Origin of the sequence: Streptomyces sp. NPDC048255, assembly GCF_040652415.1 — a bacterium.
GTDB lineage: Bacteria > Actinomycetota > Actinomycetes > Streptomycetales > Streptomycetaceae > Streptomyces.
The window spans coordinates 145043-161254 of the sequence record NZ_JBEZMA010000004.1 but is presented as its reverse complement, the minus strand read 5'-3'; the positions used below and the strand labels follow the sequence as shown (position 1 = coordinate 161254).

11 protein-coding genes are annotated in these 16212 nt (G+C 71.0%); 9 read left to right on the top strand and 2 right to left on the bottom strand.

All coding sequences use genetic code 11. From position 1 onward, the window contains the following. Window positions 1-151 precede the first annotated feature (151 nt). A complete protein-coding gene (locus tag AB0D94_RS06090) occupies window positions 152-1159 on the bottom strand; it encodes an aldo/keto reductase (protein ID WP_362046474.1) in 1008 nt (335 codons plus the stop codon). A gap of 73 nt (window positions 1160-1232) precedes the next feature. Here AB0D94_RS06090 and AB0D94_RS06085 point away from each other — a divergent pair, with 73 nt between their 5' ends. The 7 genes from AB0D94_RS06085 (at window position 1233) to AB0D94_RS06055 (ending at window position 11748) form a co-directional block, all read left to right on the top strand. Then, window positions 1233-2180 carry a 2-hydroxyacid dehydrogenase gene (locus AB0D94_RS06085; protein ID WP_362046171.1) on the top strand — a complete coding sequence of 316 codons (948 nt, stop codon included), beginning with the start codon at window positions 1233-1235 and terminating at the stop codon, window positions 2178-2180. 348 nt (window positions 2181-2528) lie between these two features. Continuing rightward, window positions 2529-5345: an EAL domain-containing protein gene (locus tag AB0D94_RS06080; RefSeq protein WP_362046471.1), complete on the top strand. Its 2817-nt coding sequence runs from the start codon at window positions 2529-2531 to the stop codon at window positions 5343-5345. Window positions 5346-5549: 204 nt separating this feature from the next. Next, window positions 5550-7436, top strand: a complete 1887-nt coding sequence (locus AB0D94_RS06075; RefSeq protein ID WP_362046168.1) for an acetolactate synthase large subunit — start codon at window positions 5550-5552, stop codon at window positions 7434-7436. Window positions 7437-7468: 32 nt separating this feature from the next. Continuing rightward, entirely contained in the window at window positions 7469-7993 is a 525-nt protein-coding gene (gene ilvN / locus AB0D94_RS06070) for an acetolactate synthase small subunit (protein ID WP_031150278.1), read from the top strand. A 125-nt stretch (window positions 7994-8118) separates the two neighbouring features. Next, window positions 8119-9120 carry a ketol-acid reductoisomerase gene (ilvC, locus tag AB0D94_RS06065; protein WP_362046163.1) on the top strand — a complete coding sequence of 334 codons (1002 nt, stop codon included), beginning with the start codon at window positions 8119-8121 and terminating at the stop codon, window positions 9118-9120. A gap of 294 nt (window positions 9121-9414) precedes the next feature. Continuing rightward, window positions 9415-11004, top strand: coding sequence for a phosphoglycerate dehydrogenase (gene serA / locus AB0D94_RS06060; RefSeq protein ID WP_362046160.1), 1590 nt, complete (start codon window positions 9415-9417; stop codon window positions 11002-11004). Window positions 11005-11163: 159 nt separating this feature from the next. Continuing rightward, complete coding sequence (locus AB0D94_RS06055) at window positions 11164-11748, top strand: TetR/AcrR family transcriptional regulator (protein WP_362046157.1); 585 nt, start codon at window positions 11164-11166, stop codon at window positions 11746-11748. 132 nt (window positions 11749-11880) lie between these two features. Here AB0D94_RS06055 and AB0D94_RS06050 read toward each other — a convergent pair whose 3' ends face one another. After that, window positions 11881-13293: a helix-turn-helix domain-containing protein gene (locus AB0D94_RS06050; RefSeq protein ID WP_362046154.1), complete on the bottom strand. Its 1413-nt coding sequence runs from the start codon at window positions 13291-13293 to the stop codon at window positions 11881-11883. A gap of 200 nt (window positions 13294-13493) precedes the next feature. Between AB0D94_RS06050 and AB0D94_RS06045 the strand changes: the two genes are divergently transcribed. Both AB0D94_RS06045 and pruA read left to right on the top strand, forming a co-directional pair. Beyond that, entirely contained in the window at window positions 13494-14420 is a 927-nt protein-coding gene (locus AB0D94_RS06045) for a proline dehydrogenase family protein (RefSeq protein ID WP_362046151.1), read from the top strand. Window positions 14421-14451: 31 nt separating this feature from the next. Next, on the top strand, window positions 14452-16083 hold the full coding sequence (gene pruA, locus AB0D94_RS06040) for an L-glutamate gamma-semialdehyde dehydrogenase (protein ID WP_362046148.1): 1632 nt from the start codon (window positions 14452-14454) through the stop codon (window positions 16081-16083). Window positions 16084-16212 lie beyond the last annotated feature (129 nt).

The following is a 16212-nucleotide window of genomic DNA, read 5'->3' as shown; positions in this document are numbered from 1 at the left end:
GCTCGGAAAACCCGTCCGTATCGCATCGCCCTGCTCCCTTCCGGTCCTTCGGTCGTGCCTTTCATCTGTCTCAACAGCCGAGGCAGTTCCCGAAGTTCCGTCACTCGTACACCCGATCGAGTGGTTGTGGGGGCCGTCCCGACCGGCCGGGTCAGTCCCAGGCTCCCACCGCGGCCGGGAGGGCCGCTATCTCGGCGAGGTCCCCGGCCGTCAGCCTCACCTCGGCCGCCCGCGCGTTCTCCGCCGCCCAGTGCGCCCGGTCGGCCCCCGGCACCGGCACCACCTGCGGCCCCTGCGCCAGCACCCAGGCCAGCGCCACCTGCGCCGCCGTGACCTCGGGGCCGTGCCCCGCCGCCACCCGCCGCAGCCCCGCCACCAGCACCTGGTTCGAGGCCATCGCATCCGCCGTGAACCGGGGATGCCGCGCCCGCACGTCCTGCGACTCGAAGCCCTGGCCCGGCGTGAGCGTCCCGGTCAGGAACCCGCTGCCCAGCGGCATCGCCGCCAGGAACCCCACCCCCCGCGCCGCACACCACGGCAGCAGCTGCCAGGCGGCCTCCGGCGACCACACCGACAGCTCCGCCTGCACCGCGCTCACCGGGAACACCTGCTGCGCCCGCTCCAGGTGCCGCAGGGTCGTCCCGTACGCCCGGTCCCCGCGCCTCCCGGCCCCCGGCCCGGCCCCCGCGCCCAGCGCGCAGAAGCCGAGCGCCCGCACCTTGCCCGCGCCCACCAGCTCGGCCATGGCCCCCCAGGTCTCCTCCACCGGCACGTCCGGATCGACCCGGTGCAGCTGATAGAGGTCTATGACATCCGTCCGCAGCCGCCGCAGCGAGGCGTCGCAGGCCCGCCGTATGTAGCCCGGCCGCCCGTCGGCCACCACGTGCTGGTCGCCGGCCCGCAGTCCGACCTTGGCCGAGACGAACGCCTCGGACCGCCGCTCGTGCAGCACCCGGCCGAGCAGCAGCTCGTTGGTGTAGGGCCCGTACAGATCGGCCGTGTCCAGCAGGTTCGACCCCAGGTCCAGCGCCGCGTGCACCGCGGCCAGCGATTCGTGGCCCCGCCTGCGCGAAGGCGCGTACCCCCAGCTCATCGGCATGCAGCCGAGCCCGACGGCGCCCACCGCCAGCGCCCCCGCCCCGATCGACCTGCGCTCCACCCCTGCGTCCCCCTCCTGCTGCCGCCCCCAAACTAACGGCTTGATCCGGATGGCCTGGCATAGCCTCGGGATCATGACTGCAAACACCCCGGACGTCTGGCTCCCCTTCCCCGCCGAAGAGGTCGAAGGCCTCCCCGACTCCTTCCGCTACCGCCAGTGGGACGGCGAGGAGGACTTCCCGGCCGATCCGGCCGACTGCGTCTTCTACGTGACCCCCTACATGAAGTCCCCCGAGGTCACCGTGCGGCCGCTGGCCGCGATGCCCGCCGTCCAGGTCGTCCAGACCCTGACCGCCGGCATCGACCACGTCCTCGGCGGCCTCGGCCACCTGCGCCCCGGCGTCCGGCTGTGCAACGCCGCCGGGGTCCACACGGCCAGTACCGCCGAGCTGGCCCTCGCCCTGACGCTGGCCTCGCTGCGCGGCATTCCCGGCATGGTCCGCGGGCAGGACCGCGAGCAGTGGCACGGCGGCTTCTACGAGGCCCTCGCCGACAAGTCCGTCCTGATCGTCGGCTACGGATCGATCGGCGCCGCCATCGAGGACCGGCTCGTGCCCTTCGAGTGCGGGCCCGTCACGAGGGTCGCACGGTCGGCGCGCACCACCGCGCGCGGGCCGGTGCACGCCCTCGCCGACCTGCCCCAACTCCTGCCGCGGGCCGATGTGGTGATCCTGTCGACCCCGCTCACCGAGGACACCCGCGGCCTGGCCGGCGCCGGATTCCTGAGCCGGATGAAGGACGGCGCCCTGCTCGTGAACGTCGCGCGCGGACCCGTGGTCGACACCAAGTCCCTGCTGGCGGAGGTGGAGTCCGGCCGGCTGCGTGCCGCGCTGGACGTCACCGACCCGGAACCGCTGCCCGCCGGCCACCCGCTCTGGCATGCGCCGAACGTCTTGATCACACCTCATGTGGGCGGGAGCAGCAGCGCGTTCGAGCCACGGGCCAAGCGCCTGCTGGCCCGCCAGCTGACCCGGTTCGCCGCCGGCGAGCCCGTGGAGCACACCGTACTGATCGCCGAGTGACGGACACCGCGCACGCTCCGCATTCGCCCGAATGCATGCAGTCGCAGCAACTCTCCAGGTGGTAACGGAGAGTAGAGAAGGTATGTCCCTGAGTGACGAAAGTGGTGTATCGTCCGGAAGAAGGGGCTGCGCCACGAACGTCTGGCGCTGGGGAGTGATCGGACACTTTGGGGGGCGACGGGCGATGCACGGCCAATGGACGAAGGATCCGACGCGGCAGAGCCGCCGGAGGCGACGCTGCCGAGACTGGGCTGCACCGGAACCAGCCGGCGAGGGGGACCGGTGAGCGCCCAGGGGGCGGCGCTCCTGAACCGGCCGCCCGGCGCGGACGGAGGCAGAAGCCTGGCGATGCAGGTGCTCCTCGCGGTGGTCAGCGGCGGGTACGCGGTCGGTGCCGCCCTCAACTGGGGGTCCGAGGAAGTCGCCGAGATCATGGGCGACTTCGGACTCAGTGCGGCAGGGATACTCGCCGCGCTCTCCTGCTACTCCTACGCGCGGGCGATCGACAGCCGTGAACGCCCCGCGTGGCTGCTCTTCGCCTTCTCCTCCCTCATGGGCGCCTGTGGCAACGCGGTCTGGGGCTGGTACGAGGTGATCCTCGGCCAGGAGGTGCCCAAACCCTCCGTCGCCGACTTCGCCTTCCTCTGCTTCGCCCCGCCCGCCATCGTGGGCCTGCTCGTCCTCGCGAAGCGGCCGGTCACCCGGGCCGGCTGGGTGTGCCTGGGCCTCGACTCCTGGCTCATCGGCGGCTCCCTGCTCACCCTGTCCTGGAGCCTGGCCCTCGCGCACGCCGCGCAGACGGCCCAGTCCGGCGCCCCCGGCAGCGTTCCGCGCGCCGCCCTCTCCCTCGCCTACCCGCTGCTGGACATCGCGCTCGTCTCGATGGTCCTGGTCCTGCACTTCCGGCGGTCCGAGACCAACCGCTCCGCCGTCAACACGGCCATCGCGGCGCTCGCCCTGACCGTGCTCAGCGACGCCCTGTTCACCTCGCCGCTGCTCAGCGCCGGGTACCAGTCCGGCCAGCTGCTCGACGCGGGCTGGTTCGCCGGCTCCCTGCTCCTGGCCTACGCGCCCTGGGGCGCCCGGCGCATGCACCCCGGCCAGGAACCGGTCGGCCACCCGCGCGGGGAGCGCACGCACAGCCGTCCCATCACCGGCTCGCTGCCCGCCCTCACCCCGTACCTCGCGGCCGCCGTCTGCACCCTCGGCATCCTCTACAACGTCGTCGACGGCCGGAAGGTCGACCGGATGGTCGTCTTCACCGGCTGCACGGTCGTGCTCGCCCTCGTCATCCGGCAGGGCATCATGCTCCTCGACAACATCGCCCTGACCCAGGAACTGGCCCAGAAGGAGAACCACTTCCGCTCCCTGGTCCAGGGGTCCAGCGATGTGATCATGATCGCCGCCCCCACCGGGACCCTGCGCTACGTCAGCCCCGCCGCCGCCGGGGTCTACGGACGCGAGGCGGAGGAGCTGGTCGGCACCGAGCTCGCCACCCTGATCCACCCCGACGACCTCGGCCGCGTGGTCCACGAGGTACGCCGCTTCCTCGCCGCACCGCCCGCGGAGGAGCCCACCACCCGCATCGAGTGCCGCTTCAAGTCGGGCGGCGGCGAATGGCTCAACGTGGAGTCCACCGTCAACCGGCACCAGGGCGGGCTCATCCTCAACAGCCGGGACGTCACCGAGCGGGTCCGGCTCCAGGCGCAGCTCCAGCACAGCGCCGAACACGATCCGCTGACCGACCTGCCCAACCGGGCCCTGTTCACCCGCCGCGTCCGCCAGGCCCTCACCGGCCGCAGGGCGGGCGACCACAGCACCGCCGTGCTCTTCATCGACCTCGACGGCTTCAAGGCGGTCAACGACACCATCGGCCACCAGGCCGGCGACGAGCTGCTCGTCGAGGCCGCGCGCCGGCTCCAGGACTCCGTCCGCGCCGGCGACACCGCGGCCCGCCTGGGCGGTGACGAGTTCGCCGCGCTGATCCTGGGCGACGGCAGCCGGGACCGCAGCGCCCGCGAGTACCAGGTGCACGAGATCGCCGACCGGCTGCGCACCACCCTGTCCCAGCCGTACCGGATCGCGGGCAGCGAGGTCCGGGTCGCCGCGAGCATCGGCGTGGCCTTCGCCGACCCCGGCATCACCCCATCGGACCTGATGCGCAACGCGGACCTCGCGATGTACCGGGCCAAGGCGGGCGGCAAGGACCGCGTCGAGATGTACGCGCCCCAGATGCAGGCCGAGGTGGTCCGCAGGGCCGAGCTGGCAGGGCGGCTGCGGACCGCCCTCCACGAGGGAGAGTTCGCCCTGCTGCACCAGCCGGTGGTCTCGCTGGCCACCGGGGAGATCTCGGCCGTGGCCGCGCAGGCCCGCTGGCGCTCCGCCCAGGGGATCCTCTTCACCCCCGCCGAGTTCCTCCGGGTCGCCGAGTACAGCGAGGGCGGCGCCCCCGCCCCCGCGGGAGCGGACGCCTCGCGCACCGCCGAGCTGGGCCGCTGGTTGCTGGAGGAGGCCGTGGAGCAGGCCGCCGACCGGCAGCGGGCCGGGCACGACGTACCGGTGGCCGTACGGATGACCGCCCAGCGGCTCCTGGACCGCGCCATGCCCCTGGGCTCCGTCGAAGCCCTGCTGACCAGGCACGGGCTGCCCTCCGGCGCCCTGATCCTCGAGCTGGCCGTCTCCGACCCCAGGGTGCCCTTCGAGGACCTGGAGCGGCGTCTCGCGGCCCTGCACCGGCTGGGCGTGGGAATCGCCCTGGACGGTTTCGGCAGCGGCTACGCGGCCATCAGCGCCCTGCGCCGCCTTCCGGTCGACATGCTCAAGCTCGACCGGGGCCTGGTGGAGGGGGTCGTAGAGTCCGCCCGCCTCCACAAGATCACGGCAGGCCTGTTGCGGATCGCGAACGACCTCGGCATGCAGTCGGTGGCCGACGGGGTCGACCTCCCGGAGCAGGTCATGGCCCTGCGGGCGATGGGATGCACCCACGGGCAGGGAGTGGCATTTTCTGGCCCCCTTGACGAGTACAGGCTGCGGCGGGCGCTGGTGCGCGGTACGTTCCCAGTACCGGGCGGAGCTGCCCAGCCGGCCTTGGCCGGAGGCTCCACCGGAGGCTCGATGGTCATCCGTAGAGGCTCACATAATGAGACGCCCGTCCCACCTACTTGACATCAACCTCTCGCCGGAGGGAGGGTCAGTGCCATGCGCACCCGAATTCTCGTACTTGGAAAGCGCGTCGGCTGAAGCTGGGGCCAGCATGTCCCCGCTCAACGCACCCGACGCGCTCCCCTCGCTTGCCCCCCGGCACGAGGGGTTTTTTGTTGCACTGGCACAGAGTCGAACCTTCGTTAAACCCTCAGCTTCGAGAAGAGAATGCCGATGACCGAGCAGGCCACCGGGGCCCACCATCCGCAGCCGCGGCCCCGTTCCGGCGGACACCAGTCCACCGCAGTTGAGCACGTCACGGGTGCGCAGTCCCTCATCCGCTCTCTCGAAGAGGTGGGGTGCGACACCGTCTTCGGCATCCCGGGCGGCGCCATCCTTCCCGCGTACGACCCGATGATGGACTCCAAGAAGGTCCGTCACATCCTGGTCCGCCACGAGCAGGGGGCCGGCCACGCCGCCACCGGCTACGCGCAGGCCACCGGCAAGGTCGGTGTCTGCATGGCCACCTCCGGCCCGGGCGCCACCAACCTGGTCACCCCGATCGCCGACGCGCACATGGACTCCGTCCCGCTCGTCGCGATCACCGGCCAGGTCTCCTCCAAGGCGATCGGCACCGACGCCTTCCAGGAGGCGGACATCGTCGGCATCACGATGCCGATCACCAAGCACAACTTCCTGGTCACCAAGGCCGAGGACATCCCGCGGACGATCGCGCAGGCCTTCCACATCGCCTCCACCGGCCGCCCCGGCCCGGTCCTGGTCGACATCGCCAAGGACGCCCTCCAGGCGAAGACCACCTTCAGCTGGCCGCCGACCATGGACCTCCCCGGCTACCGGCCGGTCACCAAGCCGCACGCCAAGCAGATCCGCGAGGCCGCCAAGCTCATCTGCCAGGCCAAGCGCCCGGTGCTGTACGTCGGCGGCGGCGTCATGAAGTCCGGCGCGACCGCCGAACTGAAGGTCCTCGCCGAGCTGACCGGCGTCCCGGTCACCACCACCCTGATGGCGCTGGGCTCCTTCCCCGACAGCCACCCGCTGCACGTCGGCATGCCGGGCATGCACGGTTCGGTCACCGGCGTCACCGCGCTGCAGAAGTCGGACCTGCTGATCGCGCTCGGCACCCGCTTCGACGACCGCGTCACGGGCAAGCTGGACAGCTTCGCCCCCTTCGCCAAGATCATCCACGCGGACATCGACCCGGCCGAGATCGGCAAGAACCGCGCCGTGGACGTCCCGATCGTCGGTGACGCCCGCGAGGTCATCGCCGACCTGATCCAGGCCGTCCAGGCCGAGCACACCGAGGGCAACGCCGGGGACTACACCGCCTGGTGGAAGGACCTCAGCCGCTGGCGCGACACCTACCCGCTGGGCTACGACCTGCCCGAGGACGGCATGCTCTCGCCCCAGCAGGTCATCGAGCGGATCGGCGAGCTCGCGCCGCAGGGCACCATCTACGCGGCGGGCGTCGGCCAGCACCAGATGTGGGCCTCGCACTTCGTCAAGTACGAAGAGCCGCGCACCTGGCTGAACTCCGGCGGCGCCGGAACCATGGGCTACGCGGTCCCGGCCGCGATGGGCGCCAAGGTCGGCATGCCGGAGCGCACGGTCTGGGCGATCGACGGCGACGGCTGCTTCCAGATGACCAATCAGGAACTGGTCACCTGCGCGCTGAACAACATCCCGATCAAGGTCGCCATCATCAACAACGGCGCCCTGGGCATGGTCCGCCAGTGGCAGACCCTCTTCTACAACCAGCGGTACTCCAGCACCGTGCTGCACGCGGACGAGACCGGCCACGACGCGGTCGGCTCCCAGCTCGGCGAGTCGATCGCCCCCCGCCAGGGCACCCGCGTCCCGGACTTCGTCAAGCTGTCCGAGGCCATGGGCTGCGTGGCGCTGCGCTGCGAGGACCCGGCCGACCTGGACCGGGTCATCGCCGAGGCCAACGCGATCAACGACCGTACGGTCGTCGTCGACTTCATCGTCCACGAGGACGCCATGGTGTGGCCGATGGTCGCCGCCGGCACCTCCAACGACGAGGTCATGGCAGCCCGGGGCGTCCGTCCCGACTTCGGCGACAACGAAGACGACTGAGCCGAGAGAGCCTGAGAGAGAGAACGCCTCACATGTCCAAGCACACGCTCTCCGTCCTGGTCGAGAACACGCCCGGCATCCTCGCCCGGATCGCCGCGCTGTTCTCCCGCCGCGGGTTCAACATCGACTCCCTTGCGGTCGGTGTCACCGAGCACCCCGACATCTCCCGCATCACCATCGTCGTGAATGTCGAGGACCTCCCGCTCGAGCAGGTGACCAAGCAGCTCAACAAGCTGGTCAACGTGCTCAAGATCGTCGAGCTGGAGTCGCACAACGCCATCGAGCGCGAGCTCGTCCTCGTGAAGGTCCGCGCCGACAACGAGACCCGCTCGCAGATCGTCGAGATCGTCCAGCTGTTCCGCGCCAAGACGGTCGACGTCTCCCCGGAGGCCGTCACCATCGAGGCGACCGGCGGCGCGGACAAGCTCGGCGCCATGCTCAAGATGCTGGAGCCGTTCGGCATCAAGGAGCTCGTGCAGTCCGGCACGATCGCCATAGGGCGTGGCGGCCGGTCGATCACGGACCGCAGTCTGCGCGCCCTCGACCGCAGCGCCTGACCCCCCGCGACAACTCCGCGACACCCCTGAACGGCTCGACCGTTCGTATAGCGAGACCGAGAAACTTAGATTCCGTTCCCCACCGTACGGTGGGAGCAACACCAGCGCACCAAGGAGATATCCCAGTGGCCGAGCTGTTCTACGAGAACGACGCCGACCTGTCCATCATCCAGGGCCGCAAGGTCGCTGTCATCGGCTACGGCAGCCAGGGCCACGCCCACGCGCTGTCGCTGCGTGACTCCGGCGTCGACGTCGTCGTCGGCCTGAAGGAGGGCTCGAAGTCCAAGGCCAAGGCCGAGGAGCAGGGTCTCAAGGTCGTCTCCGTGTCGGAGGCCGCTGCCTGGGCCGACGTCATCATGATCCTCACCCCGGACCCGCTCCAGGCCGAGATCTACGAGGAGTCCATCAAGGACCACCTCAAGGACGGCGACGCGCTGTTCTTCGGCCACGGCTTCAACGTCCGGTACGGCTTCATCAAGCCCCCGGCCAACGTGGACGTCGCCCTGGTCGCCCCGAAGGGCCCGGGTCACCTGGTGCGCCGCCAGTACGAGGAGGGCCGCGGCGTTCCGTGCATCGCGGCCGTCGAGCAGGACCACTCGGGCAACGCCTTCGCCCTCGCGCTCTCGTACGCGGCCGGCATCGGCGGCACCCGCGCCGGCGTCATCAAGACCACCTTCACCGAGGAGACCGAGACCGACCTGTTCGGTGAGCAGGCCGTCCTCTGCGGTGGTGCCTCCGCCCTGGTGAAGGCCGGTTTCGAGACCCTGACCGAGGCCGGCTACCAGCCGGAGATCGCGTACTTCGAGTGCCTGCACGAGCTGAAGCTCATCGTGGACCTCATGTACGAGGGCGGCTTGGAGAAGATGCGCTGGTCGGTCTCCGAGACCGCCGAGTGGGGCGACTACATCACCGGCCCCCGCGTCATCACCGACGCCACCAAGGCCGAGATGAAGAAGGTCCTCGCGGAGATCCAGAGCGGCGAGTTCGCCAACACCTGGATGGCCGAGTACAAGGCCGGTCTGCCGAAGTACAACGAGTACAAGAAGGCCGACGAGGCGCACCTGCTGGAGACCACCGGCAAGAAGCTGCGCAAGCTGATGAGCTGGGTCGACAGCGACGAGAGCTGATCTCGTGGGCGGCGGGGCCGGGGCGGTGCGTCCCGGCCCCGCCGCACTCCACCGGAGGGCGGGAACCGCCCGGACGGCCGGGAATCCGGCCCTCCACACGCGTTCCTTGTCCACCTCGGCCAACCACGGACGGGTGATCCTTCCGTACAGGCGGAAATCCGGCCCCTCAGCGCCACTACACTGCTCAACACATACGCGTCAGGCCCACAGTGTCGTGCGTCTTCCACGCGGCTACCCCCTCCACCGCCTGCGGCCGTCGGGACGGCCGTCCGCACTGGACTTGTGAGGACCCACGTGAGCTCGAAACCTGTCGTACTCATCGCCGAAGAGCTGTCGCCCGCCACTGTGGAGGCGCTCGGCCCGGACTTCGAGATCCGGCACTGCAACGGCGCCGACCGCGCCGAGTTGCTGCCCGCCATCGTCGACGTCGACGCGATCCTCGTCCGCTCCGCGACCAAGGTCGACGCCGAGGCCATCGCCGCCGCCAAGAAGCTGCGCGTCGTGGCCCGTGCCGGTGTCGGTCTGGACAACGTCGACGTCTCCGCCGCCACCAAGGCCGGCGTGATGGTCGTCAACGCCCCGACCTCGAACATCGTGACCGCCGCCGAGCTCGCCTGCGGCCTGCTCGTCGCGACCGCCCGCAACATCCCGCAGGCCAACACCGCCCTGAAGAACGGTGAGTGGAAGCGGAACAAGTACACGGGCGTCGAGCTCAGCGAGAAGACCCTCGGCGTCGTCGGCCTCGGCCGCATCGGCGTCCTGGTCGCCCAGCGCATGTCGGCCTTCGGCATGAAGGTCGTCGCCTACGACCCCTACGTACAGCCCGCGCGGGCCGCCCAGATGGGCGTCAAGATGCTGACGCTGGACGAGCTCCTCGAGGTCGCCGACTTCATCACCGTGCACCTGCCCAAGACCCCCGAGACCCTCGGTCTCATCGGGGACGAGGCCCTGCACAAGGTGAAGCCGTCCGTGCGCATCGTCAACGCCGCCCGCGGCGGGATCGTCGACGAGGCCGCGCTGTACTCGGCCATCAAGGAGGGCCGCGTCGCCGGCGCCGGTCTCGACGTGTACGCGAAGGAGCCCTGCACGGACTCCCCGCTCTTCGAGCTGGACCAGGTCGTCTGCACCCCGCACCTCGGCGCGTCCACGGACGAGGCCCAGGAGAAGGCCGGCGTCTCGGTCGCCAAGTCGGTGCGCCTCGCGCTCGCCGGTGAGCTCGTGCCGGACGCGGTCAACGTCCAGGGCGGCGTCATCGCCGAGGACGTCCGTCCGGGCCTGCCGCTCGCCGAGAAGCTCGGCCGCATCTTCACCGCCCTCGCGGGCGAGGTCGCGGTCCGTCTCGACGTGGAGGTCTGCGGCGAGATCACCCAGCACGACGTCAAGGTGCTCGAACTCTCCGCGCTCAAGGGCGTCTTCGAGGACGTCGTGGACGAGACGGTCTCCTACGTCAACGCCCCGCTGTTCGCGCAGGAGCGCGGTGTCGAGGTCCGCCTCACCACCAGCTCGGAGTCCCCGGACCACCGCAACGTGGTGACCGTCCGCGGCACCCTGTCGGACGGCCAGGAGGTCTCGGTCTCCGGCACGCTCGCGGGCCCGAAGCACCTTCAGAAGATCGTCGGCATCGGCGAGTACGACGTGGACCTGGCGCTCGCCGACTTCATGGTCGTGCTGCGCTACACCGACCGCCCGGGCGTGGTCGGCAAGGTCGGCCAGCTCCTCGGCGAGGCCGGCCTGAACATCGCGGGCATGCAGGTCGCCCGCGCGGAGGAGCACGGCGAGGCCCTCGCGGTGCTCACCGTCGACGCCGAGGTCCCGGGCGGAGTCCTCGCGGACATCTCCGCCGAGATCGGCGCGGTCTCGGCGCGTACGGTCAGCCTCGGCTGAGCCGTCCCGCACAGGCGAAGGGCCCGGGGGAATCCCCCGGGCCCTTTCGCGTTGCGCCCGCCGGACCCCGGGCAGCAATGCACAGACGTCATAACCGTCCGTCTATGACATGTGTATAGGACCTCCGTCTAGGACAGCTGTCTTGCTACCGTGGCGCCCATGGGACACCGCGAAGATCTGCTCGAAGGCGCCAAGAAGTGCCTGGTCGAGAAGGGTTTCGTGCGCACCACCGCGCGCGACGTCGTCAGCGCCTCGGGTACGAACCTGGCGTCGATCGGCTACCACTACGGGTCGAAGGACGCCCTGCTCAGCCAGGCGTTCATCGCCCTGATGGGGGAGTGGGGCGAGGTCTTCCAGGCCGGCCTGCCGGGGGGAGGCGGCAGCCTGGAGCGGTTCCGCGCGGTCTGGGAGGGCGTCCTCGCCCAGCACGAGGAGTCCGGTCCCGTCTGGGCGGCCGGCCTGGAGGTCGCGCTCGGCCGGGACGAGCGGCCGGAGCTGCGGGCGATGCTCGCGGCCTCGCAGGCCGAGGGGCGCCGGGGGCTGATCTCGATGCTGACCGGCACCCCGGAGGACGAGCTCGACGAGCGGGACGAGCGGACGCTGGGCGCCTTCTACCAGGCGCTGCTGAACGGCCTGATGGTCCAGAGGCTGTTCGACCCGGACTCGGCGGTCACGGCGGAGGAGTTCACCGAGGGCATGCGACGGGCCGCCGAAGCGGTGACGGGGCCCGCGGACACCGCCTGACGGAGCGGGAACCTCCGCCGGGCCTGGCCCGGCCCGGCCCCTCCCGACCCGTCTGTCCGGCCGGCCGTCGACCGGTGGCGGCCCGGACCTTGACGGGCAGTCATGTGGGGTCGGGGGCAATCTCGCAGGGGGTCAGCCGTGCAGGCGGGCCGCCTTCAGGGCCATGTGGAGCAGCAGGCGGTCCTCGCCCTCGTCCAGGTCGAGGCCGGTGAGCTGCTCCACCCGGGCGAGGCGGTAGTACAAGGTCTGGCGGTGGATGCCCAGGGCCGCCGCCGCGCGGCCCGCCTGGCCGGCGCAGTCCAGGAACACCTCGGCGGTGCGGGCGAGTTCCCGGTGGGCCGGGGTCAACAGGGCGCGGGCCGCCGGGTCGTGTGCCGGATCGGAGGCGAGGTCCGCCAGCATCCGGTACGGGCCGATCGCCGACCACTCGGCCACGGGGCCGAGCCGGGGCTGCGCGGCGGCCGCCCGGGCCGCGGCGGTCGCCTGCCGCCAGGCGGTGGACAGGTCCGCGAGGGCCCTGACCGGGTCGGCGACCCCCGCCGAGGGCGCCGCCGGGACACCGGCGCCTCCGGCGACCCCCGCCGGGCCGGGGCCGCGGCCCGAGCGGGATCCATGACCTGGGCCGGAGCCGCTGCCCGATCCGGAGCCGGCGGGGCCGCCCGATCCGGAGCCGCTCCCCGGACCGGGGCCGCTCCCCGGACCGGAGCCGTGGGCCGAGCCAACACCTGGCCCTGAGCCGGAGCCGGAGCCGTTGCCCGGGCCCGTGCCGTGGCCCGTGCCGTGTCCCGAGCCCGGCAGGAGGCGTGACGCCACGTTCACGGCAGGCGTGAGCGTGTCCGTCGAGCGGAGCCGGACCAGCACCGCGAGCGCACGTCCGCCGCCCCGGCCCGCCTCGGGCGCCGAGCCGGAATCCGGGCCGCCGGCCGCCCGCCAGGGCGCCACGCACACGGCCGCCGCGCCCGGTACCGACTGCGGGGCCTCCCCGGACCAGGGGGCCAGGCACACCACCGCGTGCGTCCCCTCCCCGCCCGCGCCCAGCGCCGCCCGCAGCGCGGCCACCGCCATGTCCTGCTGCCAGCCCCGCCCGGCCGTGAGCACCGCGAGGAACTCCCGTGACAGGTCGGCCCCGGCCTTCGCCTCCTCGGCGAGCAGCACCCCGATCCGCTGGGCCACCTCCATGGCCGCGGCCAGCGCCTCCGGCCCGGGGCCGGGTTCCTGGTCCAGCAGCCACACGTAGCCCTGCACGATGCCCCGGTACCGCACCGGCAGGCAGATCCGCCCCCGGAACACCCCGGCCTCCGGGGCCGCGGGGATCCGTACCGGTCCGGTGGCGCGGGCGATGCCGAAGCCCTCGAACCAGGACCGTACGGCCGCCGTCGACTGCCGGGTCAGGATCGAGCGGGTGCGGACCGGGTCCATGGCCGCGTCGTCGTCGCTGTCGTGCGCGCCGAAGGCGATGAGGCGGAAGTCCCGGTTCTCCAGCGTCGCCGGGGCGCCGAGCAGCGCCGAGATCTCGTCCACCAGGTCCTGGTAATCGCCTTTCACCCGGACATTCTCCCACCTCCGGACCGGCCCTTCAGACATATGTATGAGATCCCGAGCACGGATGCGTGACAGCTGTCGATGGCAGAGGATCAAAGCGATCCTTAGGTTTCACGGTGGTTTTACTTGCGTTTTCCTTACGGCCCCGCCCGACCGGCGACGGACCCGTATGTCTGCTTCTGCCACCCGTTGGAGGTGCCCCCGTGCTGGGTCCCGTGATCCTCGCCGCTTCGCGCAGCGACAAGATGCGCCGTATCGTCTCCGCCGCCCCGGTGACCAAGCCCGTGGTGACCCGGTTCATCCCCGGCGAGACGGTCGACCAGGTCATCCCGATCGTCGAGGACCTCACCCGCAAGGGCCTCGAGGTCACCCTCGACGTGGTCGGCGAGGACATCACCGCGGTGGAGCAGTCCTACGCCGCCCGCGACGCCTACCTCGAACTCATCGAGCACCTCGCGGCCCTGGGCCTCGGCGAGACCGTCGAGATGTCGGTCAAGCTGTCGATGTTCGGCCAGGCGCTGGAGGGCGGCCACGAGCTCGCGCTCGCCAACGTCCGCCCGGTCGTCGAGGCCGCCGCCGCCATCGGCACCACCGTTACGCTGGACGCAGAGGACCACACCACCCTCGACTCGATGTTCGCCATCCACGAGGAACTGCGCCGTGACTTCCCGCAGACCGGCTGCGTGATCCAGGCCTACCTCTTCCGCACGGAGGCCGACGCCCGCCGCCTGGCCGCCGCCGGCAGCCGCGTCCGGATCGTGAAGGGCGCCTACAAGGAGCCCGCCGAGGTCGCGTACCTGGACAAGGGCGAGATCGACAAGGCGTACGTCCGGATCATGAAGATCCTGATGGAGGGCGAGGGCTACCCGATGATCGGGTCCCACGACCCGCGTCTGATCGCCATCGCGCAGGAGCTGGCCCGGCAGGCCGGGCGAAAGCTGGACGAGTACGAGTTCCAGATGCTGTACGGCATCCGCAGCGAGGAGCACCTGCGGCTCGCCGCCGAAGGACACCGGATGCGCGTCTACACCGCGTACGGGACGGACTGGTACGGCTACTTCATGCGCCGCCTGGCGGAGAAGCCGGCCAACCTCCTCTTCTTCCTCCGCTCGATGATCACCAAGAACTAGCCAAGAACCAGGTCAAGGAGTTACCAGCCCCATGGATGCTGTGACCCAGGTCCCCGCGCCGGTCAACGAGCCGGTCCACTCGTACGCCCCCGGTACCCCGGAGCGCGCGCGCCTCGAAGCACAGCTCAAGCAGCTGTCCGAGAACCCGATCGACCTCCCGATGACGATCAACGGCGTCAAGCGGATGGGCGGTGGCGAGCGTTTCGACGTGGTCCAGCCGCACGACCACAAGTCCGTGATCGGCACCTTCGCCCACGCCACCCAGGCCGACGCGCAGGAGGCCATCGACGCCGCCCTCGCCGCCGCCCCGGCCTGGCGCTCGATGTCCTTCGACGACCGCGCCGCGATCATCCTGCGCGCCGCCGAGCTGCTGTCCGGCCCCTGGCGCGAGAAGCTCGCCGCCTCCACCATGCTGGGCCAGTCGAAGACCGCCCAGCAGGCCGAGATCGACACCCCCTGCGAGCTCGTCGACTTCTGGCGCTTCAACGTCCACTTCGCCCGCCAGATCCTGGCCGAGCAGCCGGTCGCGAACTCCGCCGGCGTGTGGAACCGCAGCGACCACCGTCCGCTCGAGGGCTTCGTCTACGCGATCACGCCGTTCAACTTCACGGCCATCGCGGGCAACCTGCCGACCGCCCCCGCCCTCATGGGCAACGTGGTCGTCTGGAAGCCGTCCCCGACGCAGACCCACTCCGCGGTCCTCCTCATGGAGCTCCTCGAAGAGGCCGGCCTGCCCAAGGGCGTCATCAACCTGGTGACGGGCGACGGCATCGCGGTGTCGGAGGTGGCCCTGAACCACCCCGAGCTGGCCGGCATCCACTTCACCGGCTCGACCAAGACCTTCCAGTACCTGTGGAAGACGGTCGGCAACAACATCGAGAAGTACAAGTCCTACCCGCGCCTGGTCGGCGAGACCGGCGGCAAGGACTTCGTCGTCGCGCACCCCTCCGCGGACCGCGCCACCCTGAAGACCGCCCTGACCCGCGGTTCCTTCGAGTTCCAGGGCCAGAAGTGCTCGGCGTCCTCGCGCGCCTACGTCCCGGCCTCGATCTGGAACGACGGCTTCAAGGAGGCCTTCGCGGCCGAGGTCGACGGCATCGCCATGGGTGACGTCCGCGACCTGACCAACTTCATCGGCGCCGTCATCGACGAGCGCTCCTTCGCGAAGAACAAGGCCGCGATCGACCGCGCGATCGCGGACCCGACCTGCGAGATCGTCGCGGGCGGCACGTACGACGACTCGGAGGGCTACTTCGTCCGCCCGACCGTCATCGCCTGCACCGACCCGGAGAACGAGGTCTTCACGACCGAGTACTTCGGCCCGATCCTCGCCGTGCACGTCTACGAGGACGCCGACTTCGACGCGATGCTGGCCCAGATGGAGTCCGTCTCGGCGTACGCCCTGACCGGCTCGATCATCGCCGCCGACCGGTACGCGGCCGCGGACGCGATGGAGAAGCTCCGCTTCGCGGCGGGCAACTTCTACATCAACGACAAGTCCACCGGCGCCGTGGTCGGCCAGCAGCCCTTCGGCGGCGGCCGTGCCTCGGGCACGAACGACAAGGCCGGCGCGGCGACGAACCTCCAGCGCTGGACCTCGACCCGCTCCATCAAGGAGACCCTGGTCGCGCCGACCGAGTACGGCTACCCGCACATGGGCTGACCAGGCCCCGCTGAACCCCGCCCCCGCTCCGGTACCCCCAAGTCCGGAGCGGGGGCGGTCCCAGTTCCCGGTGCGCCCGACTCCTGCTGGCCTGAAGCCAGTTGTCGTGTACGGCGACACGCTCCAGAA

What these genes read in the sequence shown, in the direction of transcription:
- AB0D94_RS06085 (WP_362046171.1), top strand. Translation starts at nt 1,233, where the DNA reads ATGACTGCAAACACCCCGGACGTCTGGCTCCCCTTCCCCGCCGAAGAG.
- AB0D94_RS06080 (WP_362046471.1), top strand. Translation starts at nt 2,529, where the DNA reads ATGCAGGTGCTCCTCGCGGTGGTCAGCGGCGGGTACGCGGTCGGTGCC.
- AB0D94_RS06075 (WP_362046168.1), top strand. Translation starts at nt 5,550, where the DNA reads ATGCCGATGACCGAGCAGGCCACCGGGGCCCACCATCCGCAGCCGCGG.
- ilvN (WP_031150278.1), top strand. Translation starts at nt 7,469, where the DNA reads ATGTCCAAGCACACGCTCTCCGTCCTGGTCGAGAACACGCCCGGCATC.
- AB0D94_RS06055 (WP_362046157.1), top strand. Translation starts at nt 11,164, where the DNA reads ATGGGACACCGCGAAGATCTGCTCGAAGGCGCCAAGAAGTGCCTGGTC.
- pruA (WP_362046148.1), top strand. Translation starts at nt 14,452, where the DNA reads ATGGATGCTGTGACCCAGGTCCCCGCGCCGGTCAACGAGCCGGTCCAC.